25 protein-coding genes and 1 riboswitch are annotated in these 24686 nt (G+C 71.7%); of the genes, 8 read left to right on the top strand and 17 right to left on the bottom strand.

The window, feature by feature from the left end; genetic code table 11:
• Position 1: 1 nt before the first annotated feature.
• The 9 genes from ACQPZG_RS22055 to clpS all read right to left on the bottom strand — a co-directional run bounded on the left by ACQPZG_RS22055 (position 2) and on the right by clpS (position 7236).
• Positions 2-286, bottom strand: a complete 285-nt coding sequence (locus ACQPZG_RS22055; protein ID WP_433547455.1) for a MoaD/ThiS family protein — start codon at positions 284-286, stop codon at positions 2-4.
• Between the two features lie 100 nt (positions 287-386).
• Complete coding sequence (locus ACQPZG_RS22050; protein ID WP_311772298.1) at positions 387-497, bottom strand: putative leader peptide; 111 nt, start codon at positions 495-497, stop codon at positions 387-389.
• A 69-nt stretch (positions 498-566) separates the two neighbouring features.
• Positions 567-1340, bottom strand: a complete 774-nt coding sequence (locus ACQPZG_RS22045; RefSeq protein WP_433547454.1) for an ABC transporter ATP-binding protein — start codon at positions 1338-1340, stop codon at positions 567-569.
• Positions 1341-1368: 28 nt separating this feature from the next.
• Positions 1369-2415, bottom strand: a complete 1047-nt coding sequence (locus ACQPZG_RS22040) for a FecCD family ABC transporter permease (protein ID WP_433547453.1) — start codon at positions 2413-2415, stop codon at positions 1369-1371.
• Between the two features lie 6 nt (positions 2416-2421).
• Entirely contained in the window at positions 2422-3423 is a 1002-nt protein-coding gene (locus ACQPZG_RS22035; protein WP_433547452.1) for an ABC transporter substrate-binding protein, read from the bottom strand.
• Between the two features lie 37 nt (positions 3424-3460).
• Positions 3461-3575, bottom strand: a riboswitch (cobalamin riboswitch).
• Between the two features lie 302 nt (positions 3576-3877).
• Positions 3878-4294, bottom strand: coding sequence for a Mov34/MPN/PAD-1 family protein (locus ACQPZG_RS22030; protein WP_185031789.1), 417 nt, complete (start codon positions 4292-4294; stop codon positions 3878-3880).
• Positions 4295-4386: 92 nt separating this feature from the next.
• The gene (locus ACQPZG_RS22025; protein ID WP_433547451.1) at positions 4387-5907 is read right to left on the bottom strand and encodes an alanine/glycine:cation symporter family protein; all 1521 of its coding nucleotides are present in this window, start codon (positions 5905-5907) and stop codon (positions 4387-4389) included.
• A gap of 415 nt (positions 5908-6322) precedes the next feature.
• On the bottom strand, positions 6323-6922 hold the full coding sequence (locus tag ACQPZG_RS22020) for a DUF2017 domain-containing protein (protein ID WP_433547450.1): 600 nt from the start codon (positions 6920-6922) through the stop codon (positions 6323-6325).
• Positions 6922-7236: an ATP-dependent Clp protease adapter ClpS gene (gene clpS / locus ACQPZG_RS22015; protein WP_433547449.1), complete on the bottom strand. Its 315-nt coding sequence runs from the start codon at positions 7234-7236 to the stop codon at positions 6922-6924. Before clpS ends, ACQPZG_RS22020 begins: the two co-directional genes overlap by 1 nt.
• Positions 7237-7343: 107 nt before the next feature.
• On the opposite strand from clpS, the gene ACQPZG_RS22010 reads away from it, so the two are divergent.
• Positions 7344-8720 carry a nicotinate phosphoribosyltransferase gene (locus tag ACQPZG_RS22010; RefSeq protein WP_433547448.1) on the top strand — a complete coding sequence of 459 codons (1377 nt, stop codon included), beginning with the start codon at positions 7344-7346 and terminating at the stop codon, positions 8718-8720.
• Positions 8721-8877: 157 nt separating this feature from the next.
• Positions 8878-9462 carry an isochorismatase family protein gene (locus ACQPZG_RS22005; RefSeq protein ID WP_185031779.1) on the top strand — a complete coding sequence of 195 codons (585 nt, stop codon included), beginning with the start codon at positions 8878-8880 and terminating at the stop codon, positions 9460-9462.
• Positions 9463-9536: 74 nt separating this feature from the next.
• Here the strand turns inward: ACQPZG_RS22005 and ACQPZG_RS22000 are convergent, their stop codons facing one another.
• Complete coding sequence (locus ACQPZG_RS22000; RefSeq protein ID WP_433547447.1) at positions 9537-9845, bottom strand: hypothetical protein; 309 nt, start codon at positions 9843-9845, stop codon at positions 9537-9539.
• A gap of 156 nt (positions 9846-10001) precedes the next feature.
• Complete coding sequence (locus ACQPZG_RS21995) at positions 10002-12482, bottom strand: immune inhibitor A domain-containing protein (protein ID WP_433547446.1); 2481 nt, start codon at positions 12480-12482, stop codon at positions 10002-10004.
• Positions 12483-12877: 395 nt separating this feature from the next.
• Between ACQPZG_RS21995 and ACQPZG_RS21990 the strand changes: the two genes are divergently transcribed.
• Entirely contained in the window at positions 12878-13237 is a 360-nt protein-coding gene (locus ACQPZG_RS21990) for a hypothetical protein (protein WP_433547445.1), read from the top strand.
• A 22-nt stretch (positions 13238-13259) separates the two neighbouring features.
• Here ACQPZG_RS21990 and ACQPZG_RS21985 read toward each other — a convergent pair whose 3' ends face one another.
• Both ACQPZG_RS21985 and ACQPZG_RS21980 read right to left on the bottom strand, forming a co-directional pair.
• Positions 13260-13949, bottom strand: coding sequence for an RDD family protein (locus tag ACQPZG_RS21985; protein ID WP_433547444.1), 690 nt, complete (start codon positions 13947-13949; stop codon positions 13260-13262).
• 269 nt (positions 13950-14218) lie between these two features.
• A complete protein-coding gene (locus ACQPZG_RS21980) occupies positions 14219-15940 on the bottom strand; it encodes an RDD family protein (protein WP_433547443.1) in 1722 nt (573 codons plus the stop codon).
• Between the two features lie 225 nt (positions 15941-16165).
• On the opposite strand from ACQPZG_RS21980, the gene ACQPZG_RS21975 reads away from it, so the two are divergent.
• Positions 16166-16597 (top strand): SsgA family sporulation/cell division regulator, encoded by a 432-nt coding sequence (locus ACQPZG_RS21975; RefSeq protein WP_433547442.1) that lies wholly within the window; start codon positions 16166-16168, stop codon positions 16595-16597.
• Here ACQPZG_RS21975 and ACQPZG_RS21970 read toward each other — a convergent pair.
• Positions 16594-16977 (bottom strand): VOC family protein, encoded by a 384-nt coding sequence (locus tag ACQPZG_RS21970; RefSeq protein WP_433547441.1) that lies wholly within the window; start codon positions 16975-16977, stop codon positions 16594-16596. The two genes, ACQPZG_RS21975 and ACQPZG_RS21970, sit on opposite strands and share 4 nt — an antisense overlap.
• 128 nt (positions 16978-17105) lie before the next feature.
• Entirely contained in the window at positions 17106-18473 is a 1368-nt protein-coding gene (locus ACQPZG_RS21965; protein ID WP_433547440.1) for an FAD-binding oxidoreductase, read from the bottom strand.
• 436 nt (positions 18474-18909) lie between these two features.
• On the opposite strand from ACQPZG_RS21965, the gene ACQPZG_RS21960 reads away from it, so the two are divergent.
• Complete coding sequence (locus tag ACQPZG_RS21960) at positions 18910-20301, top strand: tetratricopeptide repeat protein (protein ID WP_433547439.1); 1392 nt, start codon at positions 18910-18912, stop codon at positions 20299-20301.
• A 472-nt stretch (positions 20302-20773) separates the two neighbouring features.
• Here ACQPZG_RS21960 and hppD read toward each other — a convergent pair whose 3' ends face one another.
• On the bottom strand, positions 20774-21934 hold the full coding sequence (gene hppD / locus ACQPZG_RS21955; protein WP_433547438.1) for a 4-hydroxyphenylpyruvate dioxygenase: 1161 nt from the start codon (positions 21932-21934) through the stop codon (positions 20774-20776).
• Positions 21935-22035: 101 nt separating this feature from the next.
• Here hppD and ACQPZG_RS21950 point away from each other — a divergent pair, with 101 nt between their 5' ends.
• From ACQPZG_RS21950 to ACQPZG_RS21940, 3 genes are all read left to right on the top strand, one after another.
• Entirely contained in the window at positions 22036-22527 is a 492-nt protein-coding gene (locus ACQPZG_RS21950) for an Lrp/AsnC family transcriptional regulator (protein WP_433547437.1), read from the top strand.
• 279 nt (positions 22528-22806) lie between these two features.
• On the top strand, positions 22807-23463 hold the full coding sequence (locus ACQPZG_RS21945; protein WP_433547436.1) for an ArsR/SmtB family transcription factor: 657 nt from the start codon (positions 22807-22809) through the stop codon (positions 23461-23463).
• 77 nt (positions 23464-23540) lie between these two features.
• A complete protein-coding gene (locus ACQPZG_RS21940) occupies positions 23541-23765 on the top strand; it encodes a hypothetical protein (protein WP_433547435.1) in 225 nt (74 codons plus the stop codon).
• Between the two features lie 63 nt (positions 23766-23828).
• On the opposite strand, the gene ACQPZG_RS21935 is transcribed toward ACQPZG_RS21940, so the two are convergent.
• Entirely contained in the window at positions 23829-24638 is an 810-nt protein-coding gene (locus ACQPZG_RS21935) for a hypothetical protein (RefSeq protein ID WP_433547434.1), read from the bottom strand.
• Between the last annotated feature and the right edge of the window lie 48 nt (positions 24639-24686).

The raw sequence follows: 24686 nt of genomic DNA, 5'->3' as shown, positions 1-24686 counted from the left end.
GTCAGCGGGAGCCGCCCGCGACGGCGGGCAGGATCGTCACGCTGTCGCCGTCGGCGAGCTTGGTGGAGATGCCGTCGAGGAAGCGGACGTCCTCGTCGTTGAGGTAGACGTTGACGAAGCGGCGCAGCTGGCCCTTGTCCTTCTCCACGATGCGCTCCTGGATGCCGGCGTGGCGGGTCTCCAGGTCGGCGAAGAGGTCGGCGAGGGTGTCGCCGTTGCCTTCGACGGCCTTCGCGCCGTCGGTGTGGGTGCGGAGGATGGTGGGGATGCGGACCTCGATGGCCATGGCGTGGGCTCCTGTCGGGAGGGCGTTGTACGTGCGTGAAGGGCGCGCGGCGGCTCGTCCCCCCGCGCGGGGGCATGCGTGTTCGCGGACGTGCGGTGCTTCAGGCCGTACAGATGGCGCTGTCGAGCCTGCACAGGTCGACGTGCAGGCGCGCAACAAGCAGCACGGTGCTGCTCGGCGTCGTCTTCGCTGTCACGTCATGGGCAACCATGCGGTCATCGTATAGATTCCCGGCCGGTTTCCCGGCATGTGATCTCACATGCCGAGCAGGATGCTTCCGTTATGCGGACGGAGGGAGGTAGACGACGGTCGGCGCACCGGTCGTCGGGTGGCTGCCGACTTCGGCGTCCACGCCGTAGACCTGCTGGAGGAGGTCGGGGGTGAGGACTTCCTTGGGGGTGCCGGAGGCGACGACCCGGCCGCTGTCGAGGACGTAGAGGCGGTCGCAGTAGTACGCGGCGAGGTTGAGGTCGTGCAGGGCGAGGAGGTTGGTGGTGCCCAGGGCGCGTACCAGGGAGAGGACTTCGAGCTGGTAGCGGATGTCGAGGTGGTTGGTCGGCTCGTCGAGGACGACGAGAGCGGGTTGCTGCACCAATGCCCGTGCCACGAGCGCGCGTTGGCGTTCGCCGCCGGAGAGGGAGGGGAAGGCGCGGTCGGCGAGGCCGCCGATCCCGACCCGCTCCAGGGCGTCCCGGACGAGGACCGCGTCGGCGGCGGTGTCGGCCTCCCAGAACTTCTTGTGCGGGGAGCGGCCCATCGCGACGACTTCCCGGACGGTCAGTTCGAAGACCGCCTGCCCGTCCTGCGGAACGGTCGCCAGTCGCCGGGCGCGCTTCTTGGCGCCCATGGCGTGCAGGTCCTCGCCGTCGAGGAGGGCGCGGCCGTGGGTGGGGGCGAGGGTGCCGTAGACGCAGCGCAGGAGGGTGGTCTTGCCGCTGCCGTTGGGGCCGACGAGTCCGACGGTCTCGCCCGCGCGGGCCTCGATGTCGACGGTGTCGACGAGGTGGCGGCCGTCCGTTCCGTAGCTCAGCCCTTCGGTGCGCAGGACGGTCATACCGGTGCTCCTTCGGGGCGCAGGACGGTCATGCCGGTGCTCCTTCGGGGCGGCGGCGCAGCAGCCACAGGAAGAACGGGCCGCCGACGAGGGCGGTGAGGATGCCGACGGGGATGTCCTGGGGTTCGGCGATGACGCGGGCGCCGAGGTCGGCGAGGACGAGGAAGGCGGCTCCGGCGAGCGCGACGACGGGCAGCAGGGTGCGGTGGGAGGCGCCGACGAGCATGCGGGCGGCGTGCGGGACGAGCAGGCCGATGAACCCGATGGCGCCGGAGACCGCGACGAGGACGCCGGTGACGAGGGAGGTGAGCACGAAGACCCAGGCCCGGAAGCGGGAGGTGTCGAGTCCGAGGACCGTCGCTCCCTCCTCCCCCACCAGCATCAGGTCCAGCGGCCTGGCGAGGGCGACGAGCAGCGCGGTGCCGGCGGCGAGGACGACGGCGGGCAGCGGCAGCATGTCCCAGCGGGCGCTGCCGAGGCCGCCGAGGGTCCAGTACATGGCCTCCTGGAAGTGCTCGCGCTTCGCGGAGGTGACCATGACGAGGCTGGTGAGGGCGGAGAGGATGTACGCGACGGCGACGCCGGCGAGGACGAGGCGGGTGCCGGTCATCTGCCCGCCGCGGCGGGCCAGGGTGTAGACGAGGACGAGGGCGAGCAGTGATCCGGCGAAGGCTCCGGCGGGCATCGTGACGGTGGTGGCGAGTCCCAGGGAACTGCCGAGGCCGAAGACGATGACGAGCACGACGCCCGCCGACGCGCCGGAGGAGATGCCGAGCAGGTACGGGTCGGCGAGCGGGTTGCGCACGAGGGCCTGGAGGACCGTGCCGACGACCGCGAGTCCGGCTCCGACGACCGCTCCGAGCAGGACGCGTGGCATCCGCACGTCGAGCACGATCGTGCGGAAGGGGCTGGGTTCGGCGCCGCCGGTGACGATGTCGAGGACCTGGGCCGCCGGTATCCGGACCTGTCCGAGGGCGAGTCCGGCGACCATCGCCGCCGCGAGTGCGGCGGCGAGGACGGTGACGACGAGGGTGTAGCGCAGCGGCCCGCGGGCGGGCGGGGTCTTGCAGCTCACGGCCGGTTACTTGTCGAGTTCGGGGTGCAGCTGGTGGGCGAGGCGTTCGATGGCGGCGGGTGCGCGGACGCCGACGACGAGTTCGGACAGGGGCATGACGGCGAACTTCTTGTTCTTGATCGCCGGGACGTCCTTGAGGGCGGGGTCGTCGAGGAGGCGCTTCTTCTTCTGTTCCACGGTCGTCGACCCGTAGTCGATGATCATGATGACGTCGGGCTTGCGGGTGACGACCTGTTCCCAGGAGGCGTCGGCGAAGGGCTTGGGGAGGTCGGCCATGACGTTGGTGCCGCCGGCCCGGGTGATCATCTCGTTGGCGATGCCCTTGCCGCCCGCGGTGGAGGCGGTCTTGTCGCCGCTGTCGTAGGCGAAGACGCTGACCGGCTCGACGCCCTTGAGTGCGGCGGCGGTGGCGTCGACGGTCTTCTTCGCGGCGGCGACCCAGTTGTCGGCGCGGGTGCCGACGCCGAAGGTCCGGCCGACCTCGGAGACCTCGCGGTAGATGTCGTCGACGGCGCTGGAGCCGTCGGTGCAGTACTCGATGTTCAGCCGGGAGTCGATGCCGGACTTCTTGAGGTCCTCGCGGCTCCGGCCCTGCTTGGCGTCGAAGGCGGAGGCGTAGCCGCCGTACACGAAGTCGGGGTTGGCCGCGAGGAGCTTCTCCTTGGAGGGGTACTCCTCGGCGACGACGGGGATCTTCGCGTAGTCCTTCTCGTACTTCGGCAGGACCTTGTCGTCGAGGTAGGCGCTGCCGGTGACGGAGGAGGCCAGGCCCAGTTCCAGGAGGATCTCGGTGGCGTGCTGGTTCATCGGCAGGGCGCGCGCGGGGGGCTTGGTGAAGGTGGTCTTCACGCCGCAGTTCTCGACGGTGTACGGGAAGCCGGGGGCGGCCTTCGCGTCGTCCTCGGCCTTGGTGGCGTCCTGGGTGCCGCCCGCGCAGGCGGTGAGCGGGAGCAGGGTGGCGGCTGCGGCGGCGAGGACGAGCGCGCGGCGGGTACGGCGAACGGGCATGCGGGGGCCTCCTTGGGGGATTTCCTCGTCCCCTGGTGCGGATGGGAGGCGGCAGGTCAGTTCCTGGCTGGCAGACGTTTGCGTCTGGTCACAGTGGCGGGACCGCACCGGATTCGCACCGGCTTCCTGGGTCCTGCCGCCCAAGTCGGCCACAGTGTCTCACCCGGGGCGCAAGCCGTCCGCACCGGCCGCGTCGGCGGGATCCGGCGCGGCCTCCGCCCGGTGCGGCGGTGCGGTCCGACGCGCCGTTCGCGCGGTCGTCCGCGGGGGCGGCCACCACATGGCCGTCCGCGGTCGGCGGGTGCGGCTGCGGCGGGCGCAGCAGGTGCGGCGGGTGCGGCGGGTGCGGGTGCGGGTGCGGGCGCGGCGAGTGCAGGTGCGGCGGGCGGGGACAGGCGCGCCGGTCGCGGGAGCGGTGTCCGTGCCGGTCCCGCGGTCCGGCGCCGCCCGGCCGCTACCCCACGACCTGGACCTCCTCCTCCGTGATCACTCCGTCCACGATCCGGTACGAGCGGAACTGGAAGTCGCCGAGGCCGTCGGTGTCCGCGGTGGAGACCAGGACGTAGTGCGCGCCGGGTTCGTTGGCGTAGGTGACGTCCGTGCGGGAGGGGTACGCCTCGGTCGCGGTGTGCGAGTGGTAGACGATCACCGGCTCCTCGTCCCGGTCGTCCATCTCGCGGTAGAGCTTCAGCAGGTCGCCGGAGTCGAACTCGTAGAAGGTGGGCGAGCGGGCGGCGTTCAGCATGGGGATGAACCGCTCGGGGCGGCCGGTGCCCTCGGGGCCCGCGACCATGCCGCACGCCTCGTCGGGGTGGTCGGCGCGCGCGTGGGCGACGATCTGGTCGTACAGGGTGCGGGAAAGGGTCAGCATGCGGGCCAGGATATGCAAAGGGTCCCGCCCGTACCGAGGGACGGTACGGACGGGACCGCATGCTGGACGGCCGGTGTGTTCCGGCGGCCGGGTCACTCGACCGGTTCGGCGGTCTTCCGCAGTGCGTCGGCCTTGCGGCCCTTCGCGTACTCCAGGAAGGAGGCCAGCTCCCGCTTGACGACCGGGGCCAGCAGGTAGAGCCCGATGATGTTGAAAACGGCGAGCATGAAGAGCACCGCGTCGGCCATGTCGAACAGGGTCGACAGGGAGAGCATCGCGCCGGAGGCCGCGCCGATGCTGTAGAGGACCTTGAAGGTGATCTCGCTGGTCTTGCTGCGGCCGAAGAGGTACGACCATGCCTTGAGGCCGTAGTAGCCCCAGGTGAGCACGGTGGAGAAGGCGAACAGCAGGACCGCGACGGTCAGCAGCATGGGGAACCAGGGCATCACGGTGGCGAAGGCGTCGGAGGTGATGGTGACGCCGCCGATGTCCTCCTTCGTCTCGCGGGCCTTCAGCCAGCTCGCCGGGTTGGCGACGACGATGGTCAGTGCGGTCATGGTGCAGATGACGACCGTGTCGATGAACGGCTCCAGGAGGGCGACCAGGCCCTCGCTCGCCGGGTGCTTGGTCTTCACCGCGGAGTGGGCGATCGGCGCGGAGCCGAGACCGGCCTCGTTGGAGAACGCGGCCCGCTTGAAGCCGACGATCAGTGCGCCGATCAGGCCGCCCGCGACGCCCTGGGGGTTGAACGCCTCGGTGACGATCGTGCCGATGGCGGCGGGCACGGCGGTGACGTTGACGAGGATGACGGTCAGGCAGGCGAGGACGTACATGATCGCCATGGCGGGGACCAGGCGGCTGGTGACGGAGGCGATGGAGCGGATGCCGCCGATGAGCACGATGCCGACGAGGGCGGCGATCAGCAGGCCGAAGAAGAGGGCGCCGCTGGAGGAGCCGACGAAGCCGTCGTCGCCGCCGGTGACGGAGGCCAGCTGGGCGTAGCTCTGGTTGACCTGGAGCAGGTTGCCGCCGAAGAGACCGAAGAAGAGGATCATCACGGAGGCGAGCACGGCGAGGACCTTGCCGAGCCGGTGTCCGCCGTTGCCGAAGCGCTCCCGCAGGCCCTTGGGCAGGTAGTGCATGGGTCCGCCGGAGACGGTGCCGTCCTCGTGCACCTCGCGGTACTTCACACCGAGGGTGACCTCGACGAACTTGGTGGCCATGCCGAGCAGGCCGCAGAGGATCATCCAGAACGTCGCGCCGGGTCCGCCGATGGTGACGGCGACGGCGACGCCGGCGATGTTGCCGAGGCCGACGGTGCCGGAGACGGCGGCGGTGAGCGCCTGGAAGTGGTTGACCTCGCCGGCCGAGTCCGCGTCGTCGTACTTCCCGCGCACCACGTCGAAGGCCAGCTTGAACTTGCGGAGCTGGACGAAGCCGAACCAGAACGTGAAGATCAGTCCGGCGACGACGAGCCAGACCACGATGAGTGGCAGCTCGGTCCCGGCGACGGGCACGGAGTAGAAGACGACTTCGGTGAGCCAGGTGGAGATCGGTTCGAAGAAGCCGTTGACGGCTTTGTCGACGTCGCTGGTGATGGAGTCAAGTGACATGGGTGCTACCTCGGTGGCGCAGGACAGCCACGCTGTAGGGCGCGGCGTGCGGAAATACGGGCTTGAGCGAACGCCGTTGTCCGGTCGGCGATGTCAGGGCGTACGGAGTCCGTGGACGTCCGTGGACGTGGACAGGGGACGTCTGCGGGTGCGTGGAATCCGTGCTGCCTCGGCCGTGCGCGCTGGCGGTCTGCCAGTCCTGTTCCGCCCCGGCGAGGGGTGGTGCCGGGGGCGGAGTTGTGCAGTCTTACCACGCGTTACGCCCCCCGTAATGTGACGCAGGTCACTCACCCGTCGGGCGAAGGCCATAAACAGCGTAATTTGGCGCATACGGTAATGGGATCGTTATCCGGATTTGAGCGTCCGCTGAGCGAACAGTCACGTCCCAAGGGGTGGACAGGCCCGTCGGCGTCCGCTACGGCAGCAGGGTGTCGACCAGGGTCTCCTGCAAGCCGCCCAGCCACAGGTACGCCATCACCATCGGCTTGCGCGGATCGTCGTCGGGCAGCGAGTACAGCTCGTCGCTGCCGTCCTCGTCCGTGATCTCCAGCCGGGAGGCGATCGTCAGACGCAGATCGTTGAGGGTGCCGAGCCACCGCCGCGACGCGTCCGCGTCCAGCTTCAGTACGAGACCGGGCCCGGCGTCCCCGGCAGCCGGCGCGAGTGCGTCCAGTGAGCGTACGACGGACAGCGCATCCTCGCGCTTCCTGGTCCGCAGGTCGTTCTCCGTGAAGCGACGGAACTCGGCGGAGGCGGCGAGCAGCTCCGCGTCCGGCTCCGAGCGGGGATCGACGTACGCCTCGGGGAAGAGCCGGGCGAGCGCCGGGTCGGCGGGCGCTTCGCTGGGCCCTTCGGCGAACAGTGCGGCGAGCGGGTCCTCGCCCTCGACCGGCTCGTCGCCCGGACCGATCATCTCCAGCAGCTGCACGGCCAGGGAGCGCAGGATGGACGTCTCGACCGGGTCCAGGGCAACGGCCGCACCGCCGCCGGGGACGGCCTCGAAGTAGCCCGGCATCAGGTGCGGTCCTGGGAGAGGGTCGCCCACAGCCCGTACCCGTGCATCGCCTGCACGTCGCGCTCCATCTCCTCGCGGCTGCCCGCGGAGACGACCGCCCGGCCCTTGTGGTGGACGTCGAGCATCAGCTTGTTCGCCTTCTCCTTGGAGTATCCGAAGTACGTCTGGAAGACGTAGCTCACGTAACTCATGAGGTTGACCGGGTCGTTGTGGACCAGGGTCACCCAGGGGGTGTCCGGCTCGGGGACGACGGACGTCTCCTCGGCCGACTCGGGGCGTTCGATCTCTACGGGGGCGACACTCACGTCTCCCATGCTGCCACCGCAGGAGGGCCGTCGCACAAACGGCCCCCGGCCGACCGTGACCCCGACGGCGGAATAGATTTCGTCACTCTGACGAGATAGGGGGTAGCATCCGTCGTATGAACACAGCGGATCGCGGGCTGCCGGAAGAAGAAGAGCGCGAGGCTCCCGGACAGGGCGGGGGTGGGCGACGGGTGGGCGTCCCCTCGACGGCTCTCTTCACCGACCAGTACGAGCTGACGATGCTGCGGGCGGCGCTGCGCGGCGGCACCGCCGACCGCCGCTCCGTCTTCGAGGTCTTCACCCGCCGCCTGCCCTCCGGACGGCGCTACGGCGTCGTCGGCGGTACCGGGCGGGTCCTGGACGCCGTGGAGAACTTCCGCTTCGACGCGGACGTCCTGGCCTTCCTCCGCGAGCAGGGCATCGTCGACGAGCCCACGCTGGAATGGCTCGCCTCCTACCGCTTCGGCGGCGACATCTGGGGCTACCCGGAGGGGGAGGTGTACTTCCCCGGCTCCCCGATCCTGCGCGTCGAGGGCAGCTTCGCGGAGTGCGTGCTGCTGGAGACGGTGATCCTCTCCATCCTCAACCACGACTCGGCGATCGCCGCCGCCGCCTCCCGCATGTCGGCCTCGGCGGGCGGCCGTCCGCTGATCGAGATGGGCGCCCGCCGCACCCACGAGCTGAGCGCGGTGGCCTCGGCCCGCGCCGCGTACGTCGGCGGCTTCGCCTCCACCTCCGACCTGGCGGCGGGCTTCCGCTACGGCATCCCCACCGTCGGCACCTCCGCCCACGCCTTCACCCTGCTGCACGACAGCGAGCGCGACGCCTTCCGGGCCCAGGTGGACTCGCTGGGCAGCGGCACCACCCTGCTCGTCGACACCTACGACGTGGCCGAGGCCGTCCGCACCGCCGTCGAGGTCGCGGGCCCGGACCTCGGAGCGGTACGGATCGACTCCGGCGACCTCCTGCTGGTCGCCCACCGGGTCCGCCAGCAGCTCGACGAGCTGGGCGCCACCAGCACCCGGATCGTCGTCACCTCCGACCTCGACGAGTACGCCATCGCCTCCCTCGCGGCGGCCCCGGTGGACGCGTACGGCGTCGGCACCCAGCTGGTGACCGGCAGCGGCCACCCCACCTGCTCGATGGTCTACAAGCTGGTGGCCCGCGCGCAGTCCGCCGACCCAAAGGCCCCGCTGGTCCCCGTGGCCAAGAAGTCGCTGGGCGCGAAGTCCTCGCGCGGCGGCCGCAAGTGGGCGGCCCGCAGGCCCGACGCCTACGGGATCGCGGAGGCGGAGGTGATCGGCACCGACCAGGTCCCCGCCGAGCTCGCCGACCACCTGCTCCAGACCGAGCTGGTCAAGGGCGGCGAGGTCGTGGCCCACGAACCGCTGGACGCCGCCCGCGCCCGGCACGTCCGCGCCCGCGGCGCGCTGCCGATGTCCGCCGTACAGCTCTCCCGGGGCGAGCCGGTCATCCCGACCGAGTACGTGTGACCCACGGTCACCCCGGCCGGGTACGCGCGGCACACCCGCCCCCGTGGTCCCGCATGCCCACTCCCCCCAGACCGCCGGAGTCTCTACCCTCGTAGAGGACGAACGGCTTCCACCGGACCGGGCCCCTCCACGGGGCCCAGTGATTGAGGACCATGCCATGCACCGCGCCCTGATCGTCGTCGACGTGCAGAACGACTTCTGCGAAGGCGGCAGCCTCGCGGTCGCGGGCGGGGCCGACGTCGCCGCCGCGATCACCGAACTGATCGGCGACTCCCAGGCCGGCTACCGGCACGTCGTCGCCACCCGCGACCACCACATCGACCCCGGCGACCACTTCTCGCCGAACCCCGACTACGTCCGGTCCTGGCCGGTGCACTGCGTGGCCGGGACGGAGGGCGTCGGCTTCCACCCGAACTTCGCCCCGGTGGTCGCCTCCGGCGCGATCGCCGCCGTCTTCGACAAGGGCGCCCACTCCGCCGCGTACAGCGGTTTCGAGGGCTTCGACGAGAACGGCGTCACACTGGCCGACTGGCTCCGCGCCCGCGACGTCACCGAGGTCGACGTCGTCGGCATCGCCACCGACCACTGCGTGCGCGCCACCGCCCTGGACGCGGCCCGCGAGGGCCTGACCACGCACGTCCTGCTGGACCTGACGGCGGGCGTCGCCGCGCCCACCACGGAGGCGGCGCTGGAGGAGCTGCGGGCGGCGGGCGTGCGGCTGAGCGGCAAGCCGGTGGTGTGAGCCCGCCCGGGACACCGGGTGTGCGGGGCGGACCGGCGGACCGGGCGACCGGGGGGGGGCTCGCGGGCGTCCGGTCAGCCCGCCGGGCGCAGGAGGGCGCGTATCGGGTGCCAGAGTTCTTGGCGGCACTGCGGCGCGCCGCGCCACAGCAGGCCGTCGGGATGGTGCAGTACGGCGGTGATCTCGTCCGGGGTGGGCGGCTCGGCGTTCCCACGCAGGTACACCGCGCGCAGCCCCAGGTTCCGCAGCCTGGTCAGGGCGCGGGAGCGGTTCGCGGCGTGCACGAGGATGCGGACCCGGTCGCCCGAGGGGCCGGGGCGCGGCAGGTTCAGGGCCACGACCACGCTCCCGTTCGGGAGCCTGTGGAAACCTCCGGCGGACATGCCTGTCACTCCCCCGTCCGACGTCCCGGATCTCCCCGTGAGACATCGCGTCAATAGCGAGTACGTAAGAGGCATCTAAACGCGATCGGCCGCCGCCCGCTAGAGGGACGACGGCCGATCATGCTCTGACCTGCGATTATGGCGCGAAAGTGACCTTTAGCGGCCGGACTTCCCGACCAGGATCGTCATCGTCTGGCCGTTCGGCGGCTGGCTCACGATGGAGATCCGGGTGTTGGTGTCAGTTGTCTGGACGCTGCCTGTGGGGTTGTCCTTCGACCAGTAGGTGTTCTTGCGGTCGTCGAAGTACGGAACGCCGAGCCGGCCCGGGATGCGGGTGGGCCGGCCGTCCTTGTGCAGCGTGAAGCCCGGGTTCGGGTACCAGCTGAAGGCGGCGTCGTACGGCTGGATCTTGTTGGAGATCAGCTTGCCGTCGTGCGCCCACTTCAGCGGCTCGTGATGGGCGTCGACCGGCAGCAGCAGGCCCTTGCCGGGGTGCTCGCTGACGTTGTTGTTGCGCTGCGAGGTGTCCCACTGCCAGATCATCAGGCCGGGCCGGTACGCGTAGTGCTCGACCCAGTCGGGACGGTCGGTGCCCCGGAACCCGAAGTTGTACGGGCCCACCTTGAGGGTCTTGTCGTACGACACGTACTGGCGGTTCTCCGCGAGGTAGTACTGCGGGAAGTCGCCGACGACCGATTCCCCGACGCGCGAGAAGCCGCGCGCGGTCCACCCGTTGTCGCCGCCCTCGGCGTCGTCGGTGAACAGTGCGGCGCCGTCCGCCTTGACGGTGAGGGCGTCGGCCGTGAAGCCCTTGCCGCCCGCGCCGCCGTCCGTCTTGTAGCGGAACCGGACGTCGATCTTCTTCCCCGCGTAGGCGTCCAGCGGGTAGACGAGCTGCTTGTGGGTGCCGGAGACCCCGGTCAGGGCGGGCTTGTCGCCGCCGTCGCGGGTGATCGTCTCGCCGTCGGCGGTGCCGTCGACGGTCTGCCAGCTCGCGCCGCCGTCCGTGGACACCTGCGTGTACAGGTAGTCGTAGTCGGCCTCGATGTCCCACCAGCCGGTGAGCTCCAGGGACGCCTTGGTCCTGCCGGTGAGGTCGACCTCGCGCTCCAGCGTGGTCGACAGGTCGTCGCCGTAGTCGCTCCACCACTGCTTGGCGCCCTCGGCGGGCTTCACGACCGAGGTGGCGACGTTCTTCTTGGGCGGCAGCTCGACGACGACGGCCTGCGGGTTGCGGGTGTTGTACGCGGAGACGCCCAGCTTGTGCAGGGAGGTCGTGCCCGCCTTCGCCTTCTCGTAGTCGAGCCAGCCGAGCTGGAGCTTGTCCCAGGCGGTCATGTCGCCCGGGAGGTCGCCGATCTCGTTCTTGCCGGTGCCCAGCCAGGAGCCCGCCGACATCAGCGACCAGAAGCCGACCGAGTTCTCGGCGCCGTTCGTGGTGTCGTACAGGTCCGGCAGACCCAGGTCGTGGCCGTACTCGTGGGCGAAGACGCCCAGTCCGCCGTTCTCCGGCTGCGCCGTGTAGTCGCCGACCCAGATGCCGGTGTTGCCGATCGGGGTGCCGCCGGCCTTGAAGCCCGCCGGACCGGTGTCGCCGTCGTCGCGCGAGAAGGCGTAGCCCCGGTGCGCCCACACCGCGTCGGTGCCCTGCGCGCCGCCGCCCGCCGAGCCGTCCTCGCCGGCGTGCACGACCTGGAAGTGGTCGATGTAGCCGTCGGGCTCGTCGAAGTCGCCGTCGTTGTCGTGGTCGGTGCGGTCCCACACGTCGTACTTCGACATGTCGGCCTTGATGTCGGCGTCGGACCTGCCGGCCGCCTTCTGCTGCGCGACCCACGCGTTGACGCCGTCGCGGACCAGGTCCTCGACGTTGGGGCAGTTGTTGCTGCCGCAGTAGTCCGAGCCGTAACGGGCCTCGTTGTACTCGACCTTGACCCAGTCGGAGACGTTGCCGGCCACCGAGTAGCGACCGGAGGAGGTCTTCTCGAAGTAGGTCTTGAGGGACTCGACGGGCTTGCCGTCCGGTCCCTTTCCGGTGCCGAAGTACAGCTGCTGGTAGTGCGCCCGGTCGTAGTCCTTCTTCCAGGCGGTGGAGTTGTTCTTCGTGCGGTCCGGTTCGGCTATCTGATTGTGCAGGGGGCCGGGGGTGCCGCCGTACTTCTTGACGGGCGGCCTGGGGCCCGCGCCGTCCGGGTCGTACATGGTGGTGTCGTCGACCTTGTCGCCGAACTCGACCAGGATCGTGAAGATCTGGTCGGTGCGTTCGCGGCCGAGCTCCACGTACTTCTTGTCGTCCAGCTTGACGACCTTCGAGGAGCCGCGCTTCTCGACCTTCTTAGTCCCCTTGAGGACCTCTTCCAGGGCGCTCTGGCGCTGCTGGGCCTGCTGGGCGCTGTGCGGGCCGTCGATGACGTGTCCCTTGTCCGCCTTGCCGTTCGGGCCGGTCGCACCGTGGACGTGGCCGGCGTGCGCGGCCCCGGGGCCGCCCGCCGGGTCCTGGTGGCCGACCACCGCCGGGGTCTGCGGGCCGGTCGGCCCGGGGGCCGCCTGCGCGGTGGCGAAGGTCGAGGCGGTGGCAGCGGTCGCGGCGAGCGCCACGAGCACGGCCGTACCTCTCAAGGCACGTCTGTTGCTGGTCACTTGGTGGTGTCCTCCCCCGCGGCCGCCGGCCCGAAAGGTGGGGGGTCCGTCGTACGGCACGCGTCACAAGTGACGACATTCGACCGGAGATGCAACAGAAAAGACAGACCTTGACATGAACTTGTCGTGCACGCTAGGCAGTTCATCAACTCCGCTATCCGGACTTCTTGTAGGCCACAACTTCCGTGTGGAAAATGGGAAGACGGCCACCGGGCCGCCCGCTGAGGGCGCTCGCGTCTCAAGGCGCGGACGGCGCGGTGACGCCGTGCGCCCCCCGTGCATCGGTACCGCGGGTTAGGTCACGCTTACCGGGCGTTCCGTGCGGGAAGCTCATCGTCGTAGGGTTCAGCCGAGACCCCGCGACCCCACCCCCGTGCTCCGAGGACGGAACTGCCATGCAGCGGACGCGCCAGACTCCGAACCGGATCCCGACCCCGGCCCCCACCGCCGCCCAGTGCGCGTACGGGGCGACGACCGTGGTCTTCGCCACCGTCGCCATGCTGCTGCTCTCGCGGACCGCCTCACCGGTCTGGATCGCGCTCATCGCGTGCGCGGGGCTGGCGCTCGGGCTGCTGGTGGCCATGACGGTACCGACGCCGCGCGTGCGCCCGGCCCCGGACACGGTCCGCGGGACTGCCGCGAGTCCCGCGGCCGTTCCCGCGCCCGCCGCCGGGAAGCCCGACGGACTCCGGGTGCCCGGACCCCGCGCGCGCCCCTCGGCGGCCTCGGCGGGCCGGCACTCGCTGCACGGCTAGCACCGGAGACGGCGGACCGCCGCTAGGCGACGGTGACGACGACGGTCTTGGCCGCCTTGTCGTGCACGCCCTGGTGGTAGGGCTTGTCCACGGCGATCACCACCAGCGTGATGACCCACCACAGGCAGGGGCAGCAGAGCAGGGCGGGCAGCAACAGCACCGCGGCGCGCACCAGGGCGGTGTTGGTCGGCGGCAGGGTGCCGTCGTTGAGCATCGCGACCCGCAGGCCCATCAGGCGCTTGCCGAGGGTCTGGCCGGTCTTCTTCGTCATCAGGGTGTCGTAGGCGATGTAGACGACGATCGACAGCACCTGGAAGAGCAGGCTCTTGCCGCTGCTGAACTGGGTGATCGTGTCGCCGAAGTCGTCGGTCGTCTCGGTGACCTCGCGGTAGGTCCCGAACGGGATGCTCAGGATCGCCAGCGGGATGCCCACAACGAGCAGGTCGACGAGCCGGGCGAGGAACCGCTTGCCGGTCGAGGCGAGCGGCGGCATCCCGGCGAGCGGGTCGTTCCCGCCGAAACCGCCCGTGCCGCCGCTCCCGTAGCCGCCGTCGTACGGGCCTCCGCCGTACGGAGGCAGCGAGCCGCCGTCCCCCGCACCGCCCGGAGGCGGGTCGTAGGGGCTGCCGGCGCCGCCCTGCGGGGGCGGCGGGTACTTGCGGAACGGATCGTTCTCGGGCGGCATGCCGGGCGGCGGCTGATCGGTGCTCATACCCGGAAGTCGACTCCCGGCGCCCGGGGCCCGCAACGGCTCGGGCGCCGTTCGGGGGACGGCGGGGGCCAAGTCGGTGAAGGCGGCGCGAGCGGTGACGGCCGATCAGGTGACGGGCCGTGGGGCACGCGGTCGTACGGGACGCGTCCGGGCGGGCGTCCGGGCGGGCGGGCGTACGCACGGGGTCGCACCGGACGTCGGGGTCGCACCGGACGTCGGCGTCACTCCGTGCGCACGAGACGCGCCGGACGTCGGGAAGCGTGCGGTGTTCAGCACTTCCCCGCGACGAAGGTGCGTGCCGCCTTGTCGTGCCAGCACTGCCGCCACGGCCGGTCGAACAGGCACCACAGGACGTTGAGCACCCCGATGCCGAGGATGCCCAGCACCCCGTACACCAGCCAGCGGCGCATCGCCCCGCCGAACCCGGGCGGCTCGTGCTCCTCGATGTCGCGGACCTGGAGCCTCAGGAGCTTCTTGCCGAGGGTGCGGCCCCACTTGGCGGTCGGCACCGCCTCGTACAGCACACCCAGGACCAGGAAGGCGCCCAGGACGGCGGCGAGGATCCCGACCGTGGTGCTGTCCAGGAGGTAGACCGTCACCGTCGTGCCGGACAGCTTCGCCGCGCGGATCTTCTCGTCGATGTGGTCGACGGCCTGCGCGACGAGCGGCACCGCGACGGCGCCGACCGCCGCGCCGAGGACGAGGGTGTCGATCAGCCGTGCGGCGAGACGGCGGCCGAGCCCGGCGGGCCGGGCGGCGGCCTGCTCCCGGGCGGCCCTGGTGAAGGGGTCCTCGACGGGCGGCTTCCACGGGGTGACGGGACCGTCCGCGGAGGCGGAGGCGGAGGCGGAGGCCGGGGGCGGGGGTGCGGTACGGCCCGGTGAAGGAACCGGGGTGCGGGCCGGTGCGGAGGACTGTGCCGACGCGGAGGTCCTGGCTGATGCGGGGTGCTTGGCGGACGCGGTGTGGTGGGCCGGGGCGGGCGCGGACCGGGCTTCCTGGGAGGGGGGCTGGGTCCGGGGCGCGGAGGGGGTGCGCGGGGCGGGCTTGATCGTACGGATGGACATCGTGCCGTCGGCGGGCGCCGGGGCGGAGGCAGCGGTGGGGGCGGGAGACGCGGCCGGTGCCTGCACCGGAGAGGGCGAGCGGACCGGACCGGAAACTCCGGATGCCGCTCCGCGGGGGCGGCCCGGCCGGCCGGTGGGCTGGGCGGCCGGTGGTTCCAGGGCCGGACGTTCACCGCGAGGGGGCGGGGCGTCGGAGCCGCCCGGCGTACGGGGGTCGGCGGTACGGGGGTCGCCCGTGCCGGGGTCCCCCGGGCGGGAACCACCCGTGCGGGGGTCGGCCGTGCGGGGCTCGGCGGCCGGGGTGCGGGGCTGGGGCGGGGTGCGGCCGTGCGGCGGGGCGGGGGTGAGGGCGGACGAGGATGCGGCGGAGGGGGACGCTGCGGACGGGGTGTGCGGCGGTGCGGCGTCGGGCGGGGAGCCGGGGGACGCCGGGGAGCCCCAGGAGACGCGGCGGTCGCGCTCGCCGCCGAAGCCGTCCTGCCGGGAGGTGTCGGCCTGCCAGGCGGGGGCGGCGGGCGCGGGGTCGGCCCTGTGGCGTACCTCCACCTCTCCCCCGGCGTGCTGCGGGCGCGCCCGCTCGGCCTCCTGCGCCCGCTCCTCCTCGTCGAAGAAGAACGGACCGGTCTCCTCCACCGGGGCGAAGGGGCCGGTCTCCTCCACCCGAGCGGGGGTGGGCGCGGGGGCCGAGACGGGTGCGCGGGCAGGGACGGAAGCCAGGTTCGGGAGGCCCGCGTGGGGGGTGACGGCCGGGACGGCGCCGGGGGGCGGGGTGGGCATGGGCTCACCGGGCGCGGGCGCGGGACGGCTGGTGCCGGGAACCCACGAACTGCCGTTCCAGTACCGGACATAGCCCGGAATGGACGGATCGGGATAGAAGCCGTGGCTGGTCGCGTGGTCGCCGTTGGCCGGTGTGGGGGCGCTCATCACCGTGTCCCGTATCTGTTGGGGGCCTCGTTGTCTGGATTTCCGGGGACCACATCTACCAGACGGCCGCCCGCCACCGGGCCGGTCCGACCGGATGCACCACTTTCCGGTCAATGCCGTGACGTTCGCAGAACTTCTTCGTAAGTCGCGTAATGGATGGCGACCGGCGTGCTCTCTCCTGGTACGGCCCGCCGTCGGGCCTCGTACCGGAAAGGAAGTGCAGTCATGGAGCACACCGTTGTGGAGCGCGAGCTGGAGCTCGACCTGGTTCTGTCCCCCGAGCGCGCCATCCCGGTGCCGGCCCGGTTGGTGTACCGGACCGACGACCCGTTCGCGGTGCACATCACCTTCCACATCGGGTCGGACTACCCGGTCTGCTGGACGTTCGCACGGGAACTGCTGATCGACGGGGTGTTCCGTCCGTGCGGGCACGGAGACGTCCGGATCTGGCCGACGAAGGTCGCGGGCAGTTCCGTCGTGTGTGTGGCACTGACCTCGCCGGAGGGCGACGCCCTTCTGGAGGCGTCGTCGCCGGTGGTGTCGGCGTGGCTGGAGCGGACGCTGGCGATGGTGCCGCCGGGGACGGAGAGCGAGCGGCTCGGCCTGGACGACGCGCTGGCCGAGCTGCTGGCGACCTCGCAGGACGGGGAGGGCTAGTCGGTCACGTAGGTGTGGGTGAGGAATTCGAGGTTGTGGCCGTCCGGGTCGCTGAAGTAGAAGCCGCGGCCCTTGTGCTCGTGGTTGATCTGCTGGGGCGTGGAGTGGTACGGGTCGGCCCAGTAGGGGATGGAGCGTTCCTGGATGCGGGCGAGGATCTCGTCGAACTCGGCGTCGCTGACCAGGAACGCGAAGTGCTGCGAGACGATGCGGTCGCTGTCGGCGTCCACGTAGTCGAGCGTGACGCCGTTCTCCAGCAGGACGCTCGCGAACGGGCCGAAGGGCTTGGGGTCGGGGGCGCCCATGAGTTCCGTGAGGAAGCGGGCGGAGGCGAAACGGTCGCGGCTGTGAACGATGGTGTGGTCGAGGCGTGCGGGCACGAGTGCTCCTCGTCGGTACGGTCGGCAACTGGCCTGTGTCCGCACGCTATGCGGTCCCCGCGCCCCTGCGCATCGGACCATCGGCCCACTCCCCCGCCGACCCTGGACCTACATCGCGGACCCCGGTCTCAGAACAGCTTGCCGGGATTGAGGATCCCCAGCGGATCGAAGGCCGCTTTGACCGAGCGCTGCAACTCCATGCCCACCGGACCGATTTCGCGGGCCAGCCAGTCCTTCTTCAGTACGCCGACGCCGTGTTCGCCGGTGATCGTGCCGCCCAGTTCCAGCCCCAGAGCCATGATCTCGTCGAAGGACTCGCGGGCGCGCCGCGACTCGTCCTCGTCGGCGGAGTCGAAGCAGACCACCGGGTGGGTGTTGCCGTCGCCCGCGTGGGCACAGACCCCGATGGTGAGGCCGTGCTTGGCGGCGATGGCGGCGGTGCCCCCGATCATCGCGCCGAGCTTCGAGCGGGGTACGCACACGTCGTCGATCATCGTGGCGGACTTCACCGCTTCGAGGGCGGTGAGCGACAACCGCCGCGCCTGAAGCAGGAGTTCGGACTCCGCGAAGGTTTCCGACGGCACCACCCGGGTGGCGCCGAACTCGGTGCACACCTCGCCGACGGCGGCCAGGTCGGCCAGCGGGTCGGGGGTGTCGAAAGCGGCGAGGAGCAGGGCCTCGGTCGACTCCGGCAGGCCCATCCGGGCCAGGGCGTTGACCGCGTGCAGCGTGGTGCGGTCCATGATTTCCAGCAGGGACGGGGCGTGTCCGCGTTCCATGATCGCGCAGACCGCCTCGCAGGCGGCGTCGGCGGACGGGAACTCGGCGGCCAGGGACAGTTGCCGGGGCGGGGCGGGCCGGAGGGCGAGCACGGCGCGGACGACGACGCCGAGGCTGCCTTCGGAGCCGACGAAGAGCCGGGTCAGGTCGTACCCGGCGACGCCCTTGGCGGTGCGGCGGCCGGTGGTGAGGAGGCGGCCGTCGGCGAGGACGACGTCGAGGCCCAGCACGTACTCCGCCGTCACCCCGTACTTCACGCAGCACAGCCCGCCGGAGGCGGTGCCGATGTTGCCTCCGATGGTGCACGTCTCCCAGCTGGAGGGGTCCGGCGGGTAGAAGAGGCCCTGCTCGGCGACGGCGCGGGAGAGAACGGCGTTGATCACGCCCGGTTCGACGACGGCGATGCGGTCGACCGTGTTGATCTCCAGGATGCGGTCCATGGCGACGAGGGACAGGACGATGCAGCCGTCCGTGGCGTTGGCGGCGCCCGACAGTCCGGTACGCGCGCCCTGCGGGACGACGGGGACGTGCAGCGCGGTGGCGGTGCGCATGACGTGCTGGACCTGCTCGACGGTCCGCGGCAGGACGACCGCGGCGGGCGCTCCGGCCGCACAGAAGCCGGCCATGTCGCGGGAGTACGCGGCCATGACGTCGGGGTCGGTGATCAGCGCCTCGTCGGGGAGACCGACGCGCAGCAGTTCCGCAAGATCGTCCATGGGTTCAGCGTGGCACTCCGGGGCCATCTGTGTGAACCCGTCTGCGTTCCGGATCGCGGCAGGCGGGTGTGCTCGTCGTACCGGCTCGCGCTGGCGCACAGTGAGCGCCATGGACCCCATGGAGCCCTTGCCCCCCTCCGCCCCCAAGCCGCCGGGTCCCCCGGCCGAGCCGCCACAGCCCCCGAGGCCGCCCGCGGACGGGACGCGGCGTGCGGACGGGGAGCGGGCAGCCGGGGGACGTGGCGGGCGCGAGGGGCGTGGGGGCAGGGAAGGGGCGGGTGGGACGCGGGGGGACGGGGGGCTGTGTGCGGACGGGAGGCTGTGTGCGGACGGGGTGCGGGGGGACGGGACGCGGGTGGGCGGGACGTCGGTGGACGGGACGCGGGCGGATGAGGCGCGGGTGGGTGGGAAGCGGGCTGTTCGGTGGACGGTCCTCGTGCCGGCGGTCGCGGTGGCGGTGCTGGCCGCCGGTTCGCTCGTACTGCTGGCGTGGGACGCGGACGGTGGACGGCCCGCGGCGAAGCCGGCGGCAGGGGCTCCGGGGGTGGCGACTTCACTGGCCGCCCTGAACGCCCGGGTGCGGGCGAGCCCTCGGGACGACGGTGCGTGGACGGCGCTCGGGGCGGCACTGGTCGAGCGGGGCGCGCGGGCGGCCGACGCGACGTACTACCCGAAGGCGGAGACGGCACTGCGCCGTTCGCTGACGCTGCGGGCGGCGGGGAAGGGGAACGTGGCGGCGATGGTGGGCATGGCCAGGCTCTCGCACGCGCGCGGGGACTTCGCCACGGCCCGGCGGTGGGGCGAGACCGCACGACGGCAGGCGCCGAAGGAGTGGACGGCGTACCCGGTCCTGATCGACGCGTACGGACGGCTCGGCGACGCGAAGGCGGCGGGGCGGACCGCCGAGGAACTGCTGGGGAGGCGTGGCGGGGCGACGGCGCTGGGGTGGACCGCGCAGACGTACCGCAACAAGGGGTGGCGCGAGGACGCGGCCGCGCTGGCCGGGGAGGCCGTGGCGACCGCGGAGACCTCGGCGGAGAAGGCGGAGCAGTTGAACCGGGCGGGTGAACTCGCCTGGGAGCGGGGCGACCTGAAGGACGCCCTGGGCTACTTCGACGCCTCGCTGTCCCTGGACCGCAGACAGGGCACGGCGCTCGCGGGCCGGGCCCGGGTGCTGGCGGGGGCGGGCCGCACCGCGGAGGCCGCCAAGGCGTACCGGGCGGCCCTCACCCTGGCTCCACGTCCCGAATACGCAGTGGAGTTGGGCGAGTTGACGGAGGCCGGCGGCGGCAACGGGGACTCCCAGTACCGGTGGGCCCGTACGCGGATCGCGCACGACGGCCGGCAGGGCGTACGCGGCGACCTCGCCCTCGGTCGGCTGGAGAGCGACCACGGCGACGCGGAAACGGCCGTGGAGCTGCTGCGTGCGGAGTTCGCGCGTCACCCGGGCCCGGAGGCCGCAGACGCGCTCGCCTGGGCACTGCACCGTACGGGCGACGACGAGGCCGCGTGGGAGTACGCGCGGAAGGCAACGAAGGAGGGCGCGCGGAACGCGATGTTCCTCTACCACCGGGGCGAGATCGAACGGGCCACCGGCGACTACGGGGCGGCCCGCCGACACCTGGCGGAGGCCTTGCGGGTCAACCCGGTGTTCTCGCCCCTGTGGGCGCCGCACGCTCGCGCGTCCCTCGCCCGCCTGGGCGAACCGCCGGAGGGTGGCCCGCGCCAGCTCTGGGAGCCCCGGCCCCGGAAGCCCGCACCGCGCGCGTCGGCGCCCCGCCCCCGCACGCAGAGCCCCGCGGGCACAGCGCCGCGGAAGCGGGAGTGAGGCGAGGACGCGACGGGCGCAGGCATGGGCACAGCGGCGGGGCAGGACGCGCGTGCGGGGGATGCGGGATGCACTGCGGCCCCACGGGGCAGGTCCGTGGGGCCGCAGCGAGGGAGGGGGCGTCGGCGGGGGAAGTCGCCTGCCCCGGGCGGGGGTCGCGGAAGGCGTGCGCCGCGTGTCCCGAAGGGAGCGGAAGCGGGGCCGGCGGTTGCCCCGGAGGCCGGCGAAGCAGCGTGACAGCCGATTCCGGGACGGCGTGGCAGCCGGTTCCGGAGAGGCCGGGAGCGGCTGACAGCCGACCCCGGGGAGACCGGGAACGGCGTGGCAGCCGACCCCGGAGAGACCGGGAGCGGCGTGGCGGCCGGCCCCGGGGAGACCGGGAACGGCGTGGCAGCCGACCCCGGGGAGACCGGGAGCGGTGTGGCAGCCGACCCCGGAGCGGGAGGCGTCAAGTCGCTTGCCGCGCTGGGGGCTACAGGTTGCCGCGCTTCTCCTGCTCGCGCTCGATCGCCTCGAAGAGGGCCTTGAAGTTGCCCTTGCCGAAGCCCATCGACCCGTGCCGCTCGATCATCTCGAAGAAGACGGTCGGACGGTCCTGGACCGGCTTGGTGAAGATCTGCAGCAGGTAGCCGTCCTCGTCGCGGTCGACCAGGATCTTCAGCTCGCGCAGCGTCTCGACGGGGACGCGGGTCTCGCCCGCCCACTCGCCGAGGGTGTCGTAGTACGAGTCGGGGGTGTCGAGGAACTGGACACCGGCGGCGCGCATGGTGCGTACCGTCGAGACGATGTCGTTCGTGGCGAGCGCGATGTGCTGGACGCCGGCGCCGCCGTAGAACTCCAGGTACTCGTCGATCTGCGACTTCTTCTTCGCGATGGCGGGCTCGTTGATCGGGAACTTGACCTTGAGGGTGCCGTCGGCGACCACCTTCGACATGAGGGCGGAGTACTCGGTGGCGATGTCGTCGCCCACGAACTCCTTCATGTTGGTGAAGCCCATGACCTTGTTGTAGAAGCCGACCCAGTCGTTCATCCTGCCGAGCTCGACGTTGCCGACGCAGTGGTCGATGGCCTGGAAGGTGCGCTTGGCCGGGGGCGCGACGATCGGCGACGCGGCGACGAAGCCGGGCAGGTACGGGCCGTCGTAGCCCTTGCGCTCGACGAGGGTGTGCCGGGTCTTGCCGTACGTGGCGATGGCGGCCAGTACCACGGTGCCGTGCTCGTCCTTGAGCTCGTACGGCTCGGTGAGGCCGGTGGCGCCCTGTGCGGTGGCGTACTCGTACGCGGCGCGCGCGTCCGGGACCTCGATGGCGAGGTCGACGACGCCGTCGCCGTGCTCGGCGACGTGGTCGGCGAGGAAGCGGCCGTGCTCGGTGGTCGGCTTGATGACGGAGGTGAGGACGAAGCGGGCCCCGCCGCTGGTGAGGACGTAACTGGCGGTCTCGCGGCTGCCGTTCTCCGGACCGGAGTAGGCGACGAGGTTCATGCCGAAGGCCGTCGAGTAGTAGTGGGCGGCCTGCTTGGCGTTGCCGACGGCGAAGACGACCGCGTCCATGCCCTTGACCGGGAAGGGATCGGCCTTGCGCGCGGTGCCGGGGGTGACGGGCTCAGTGGTCTCAGTCGTGGTCTCAGTCATATGGGGAGCGTCCCGCCACATCGCAAGGTGCGCAATAGTTCGCGCATTCACTGGGCAATCCGACCAGTCGAGGGCGAGTATGGGCACGCTATCTGTACAGGATGACTACCTCGGGAGCGGCTGTGGCAGTGGACGAGCTGGACGGGCGACTGATCGTGCTGCTGGCCCGGGAGCCCCGGATCGGGGTACTGGAGGCGTCGCGGCGCCTCGGCGTGGCGCGCGGGACCGTGCAGGCGCGGATGGACCGGCTGCAGTCCAACGGGGTCATCCGGGGTTTCGGTCCGGACGTGGATCCGGCGGCGCTCGGGTATCCGGTGACGGCGTTCGCGACACTGGAGATCAAGCAGGGGCAGGGGGCGGACGTGCGGGCGCACCTGGCGACGGTGCCCGAGGTGCTGGAGTTGCATACGACGACCGGGCACGGGGACATGCTGTGCCGGCTGGTCGCGCGCTCGAACGCCGATCTTCAGCGGGTGATCGACCGGGTGGTGGGTTTCGAGGGCATCGTCCGGGCCTCCACGGCGATCGTCATGGAGAACCCCGTACCGCTGCGGATCATCCCGCTGGTGGAGCAGGCGTCCGGGCTGACGTAACGGAGGGACGGGGCGGACCGACTCCTGGTCCGGCGGTCGGCGGCAGCGCGGGCCCACCGGGCGCCGACCGGGCGGGCCCCGGGGAGGAGGTCGGCGGGCGGGTTGCAGGTGAGGCCGGCCGGCGGGTTGCGGGTGAGGGCCACCGGGCGGGTTGCGGGGCGAGTCACGGGTCAGGGTTGCGGGGCGGGTCGCGGGGCGGGCAGGCTCCCGACCCGCATGCAAAGAAGTGGTTGCAAACGACCCCTTGCAACACTGTCTTTGCAACTCTAGGGTGGAGGCATGCCCGAACACGACGCGCCGCACCAGCCGCCCTCCCAGCCGACGGGGAAGTCCGATGCGGCCCCCGTGCCGGACGAGACGCCCGAGCGGTCCGTCCAACAGCTCGACGCCCGCACCCTGCGCGGACTCGCCCACCCGCTGCGCGTGCAGCTCCTGCGCGCACTGCGGCGCCACGGTCCCGCCACCGCCTCCCAACTGGCGGACCGGCTCGGCGAGTCCAGCGGGGCGACCAGCTACCACCTGCGGCAGCTCGCGACCCACGGGTTCGTGGAGGACGCGCCCGAGCACGGCAAGGGCAGGGAACGCTGGTGGCGGTCGGTCCACCAGGGGACCCGACTCGGCCACTGGCTCGCCGACCACGCCGACCCGACGGTCCGCGGGGCAGCGGACCTCCTGATGCACGAGGCGGCCACCGAGCACACCCGGGAGCTCAGCACCTGGCTCGGCACCCGGCGCGACTGGTCCGAGGAGTGGCGCAACTCCTCCGAGCTCAGCGACTACACCCTCACCGTGACGCCGGAGGCGGCCCACGAGATGATCCAGCGCATCGAAGAGCTGATCGAGAGTTACCGGGTCAAGGGCGAGGCCGCGAAGTCGGCCGAGACCGCCGAGGAGTACCGCGTCCACCTGCACGGATTTCCCCTCGCCAGGGAGTGACGCACCGCTGCCGCCGGCCACCCACAGACCCTTCCCCGCCCAGGTACGAAGCACACCGACCGAGAGGATGCACTGCCATGCCCTCCGAGCTCCACCTCCACCTGCACGCGACCCGTTCCGCCGAACTCCGTGCCGAAGCCGCAGCCCACCGCCTGGCCCGTTCCTCGTCCCCCCGGACCGCCGCCCAGCACCTCGTACGCACGCAACTGGGCTGGGCCCTCGTGGAGTTGGGGCTCCGCCTCATCCGTACCGCCGCTCCCGGCCCGCACGACCACCGGTTCCGCACAGTCGCCGCCCGGTGAGTGCCCCTGAACTCCTCAGCAGCACGCGGTCCACATCCCCCTGTCGCTCCCGCCCTCCCCGGGTCAGCAGCGCGGGACCTTCCCTTCCCCGCCCTTCTTCCCCAGCTCCGCGAGTGACGAGACCGCATCGGTCAGCGTGCTGACCGGAATCAACCGCATACCGTCCGGCAGCCCGCTCTTGGCCTGCGCGCACTCGTTCTTCGGTACGAGGAAGACGGTGGCCCCGTCCGCGCGCGCGCCCTTGATCTTCAGGGGAACACCGCCGACCTGACCGACGGTTCCGTCCGCGTCGATCGTCCCCGTGCCGGCGACGTCGAGACCGCCGGTCAGGTCGCCGCCCGCTCCGTTGCCGTCGATCTTGTCGATGATGCCGAGGGTGAAAAGCAGGCCGGCACTGGGGCCGCCGACGTCGGCGAGGTGCAGGTCCACCTTGGCGCCTCTGCCCTTGTCCCCCAGGTAGCCGAGCGCGGCGGAGACAGCGGCGTTCTGCGACTTGAGCATCTCCCCCTTGTTGTACTCGGAGACCTCCTTGTCGTCGCCGCCGGTCGGATAGACGACGTCGTGCGGCATGACCGCCCGGTCCTCCCGGAACCACGCGTCGGCCAGGTCGCCCACCCGATGGTCGATGGAGGGGCCCGTGGCGACGATCGTGGTCATCCGCAGCCGTCCCGAGGTCTCCCTGGTCGGCACCCCGGACACGCTGATCACCGGCCGGCCCTGCTTGTCCTTGCCGAGGACGTCGGTCGCCGAGCCCGGCTGGGCCACCGCGTACGGCAACGGCACCGCAGCGGCCACCCCGAACAGCGCGACGACGGGCAGGGCGCAGACCGCGATGCGGCTGTTTCGCGAGAGCCGAGAGAGAAGAGGGAGCACGCCCCCAATCTAACGGCCCCCTCCACGGACCCGGCTTCTGCCACAGCC

This window comes from Streptomyces sp. CA-294286 (genome assembly GCF_050947155.1).
GTDB lineage: Bacteria > Actinomycetota > Actinomycetes > Streptomycetales > Streptomycetaceae > Streptomyces.
The sequence above is the reverse complement of the archived record's forward strand: the minus strand, read 5'-3'. Positions and strand labels throughout refer to the sequence as shown.

Excerpts from the sequence above, each read along its gene's own strand:
- ACQPZG_RS22025 (WP_433547451.1), bottom strand. The coding sequence starts at position 5,907 with ATGTCACTTGACTCCATCACCAGCGACGTCGACAAAGCCGTCAACGGC.
- ACQPZG_RS22005 (WP_185031779.1), top strand. The coding sequence starts at position 8,878 with ATGCACCGCGCCCTGATCGTCGTCGACGTGCAGAACGACTTCTGCGAA.
- ACQPZG_RS22055 (WP_433547455.1), bottom strand. The coding sequence starts at position 286 with ATGGCCATCGAGGTCCGCATCCCCACCATCCTCCGCACCCACACCGAC.
- ACQPZG_RS22050 (WP_311772298.1), bottom strand. The coding sequence starts at position 497 with ATGGTTGCCCATGACGTGACAGCGAAGACGACGCCGAGCAGCACCGTG.
- ACQPZG_RS22030 (WP_185031789.1), bottom strand. The coding sequence starts at position 4,294 with ATGCTGACCCTTTCCCGCACCCTGTACGACCAGATCGTCGCCCACGCG.
- ACQPZG_RS22020 (WP_433547450.1), bottom strand. The coding sequence starts at position 6,922 with ATGCCGGGCTACTTCGAGGCCGTCCCCGGCGGCGGTGCGGCCGTTGCC.
- ACQPZG_RS22045 (WP_433547454.1), bottom strand. The coding sequence starts at position 1,340 with ATGACCGTCCTGCGCACCGAAGGGCTGAGCTACGGAACGGACGGCCGC.
- ACQPZG_RS21950 (WP_433547437.1), top strand. The coding sequence starts at position 22,036 with ATGACTACCTCGGGAGCGGCTGTGGCAGTGGACGAGCTGGACGGGCGA.
- ACQPZG_RS21940 (WP_433547435.1), top strand. The coding sequence starts at position 23,541 with ATGCCCTCCGAGCTCCACCTCCACCTGCACGCGACCCGTTCCGCCGAA.
- ACQPZG_RS21975 (WP_433547442.1), top strand. The coding sequence starts at position 16,166 with ATGGAGCACACCGTTGTGGAGCGCGAGCTGGAGCTCGACCTGGTTCTG.
- ACQPZG_RS21990 (WP_433547445.1), top strand. The coding sequence starts at position 12,878 with ATGCAGCGGACGCGCCAGACTCCGAACCGGATCCCGACCCCGGCCCCC.
- clpS (WP_433547449.1), bottom strand. The coding sequence starts at position 7,236 with ATGGGAGACGTGAGTGTCGCCCCCGTAGAGATCGAACGCCCCGAGTCG.
- ACQPZG_RS21965 (WP_433547440.1), bottom strand. The coding sequence starts at position 18,473 with ATGGACGATCTTGCGGAACTGCTGCGCGTCGGTCTCCCCGACGAGGCG.
- ACQPZG_RS21985 (WP_433547444.1), bottom strand. The coding sequence starts at position 13,949 with ATGAGCACCGATCAGCCGCCGCCCGGCATGCCGCCCGAGAACGATCCG.
- ACQPZG_RS22035 (WP_433547452.1), bottom strand. The coding sequence starts at position 3,423 with ATGCCCGTTCGCCGTACCCGCCGCGCGCTCGTCCTCGCCGCCGCAGCC.
- ACQPZG_RS22010 (WP_433547448.1), top strand. The coding sequence starts at position 7,344 with ATGAACACAGCGGATCGCGGGCTGCCGGAAGAAGAAGAGCGCGAGGCT.
- hppD (WP_433547438.1), bottom strand. The coding sequence starts at position 21,934 with ATGACTGAGACCACGACTGAGACCACTGAGCCCGTCACCCCCGGCACC.
- ACQPZG_RS21980 (WP_433547443.1), bottom strand. The coding sequence starts at position 15,940 with ATGAGCGCCCCCACACCGGCCAACGGCGACCACGCGACCAGCCACGGC.
- ACQPZG_RS21945 (WP_433547436.1), top strand. The coding sequence starts at position 22,807 with ATGCCCGAACACGACGCGCCGCACCAGCCGCCCTCCCAGCCGACGGGG.
- ACQPZG_RS22000 (WP_433547447.1), bottom strand. The coding sequence starts at position 9,845 with ATGTCCGCCGGAGGTTTCCACAGGCTCCCGAACGGGAGCGTGGTCGTG.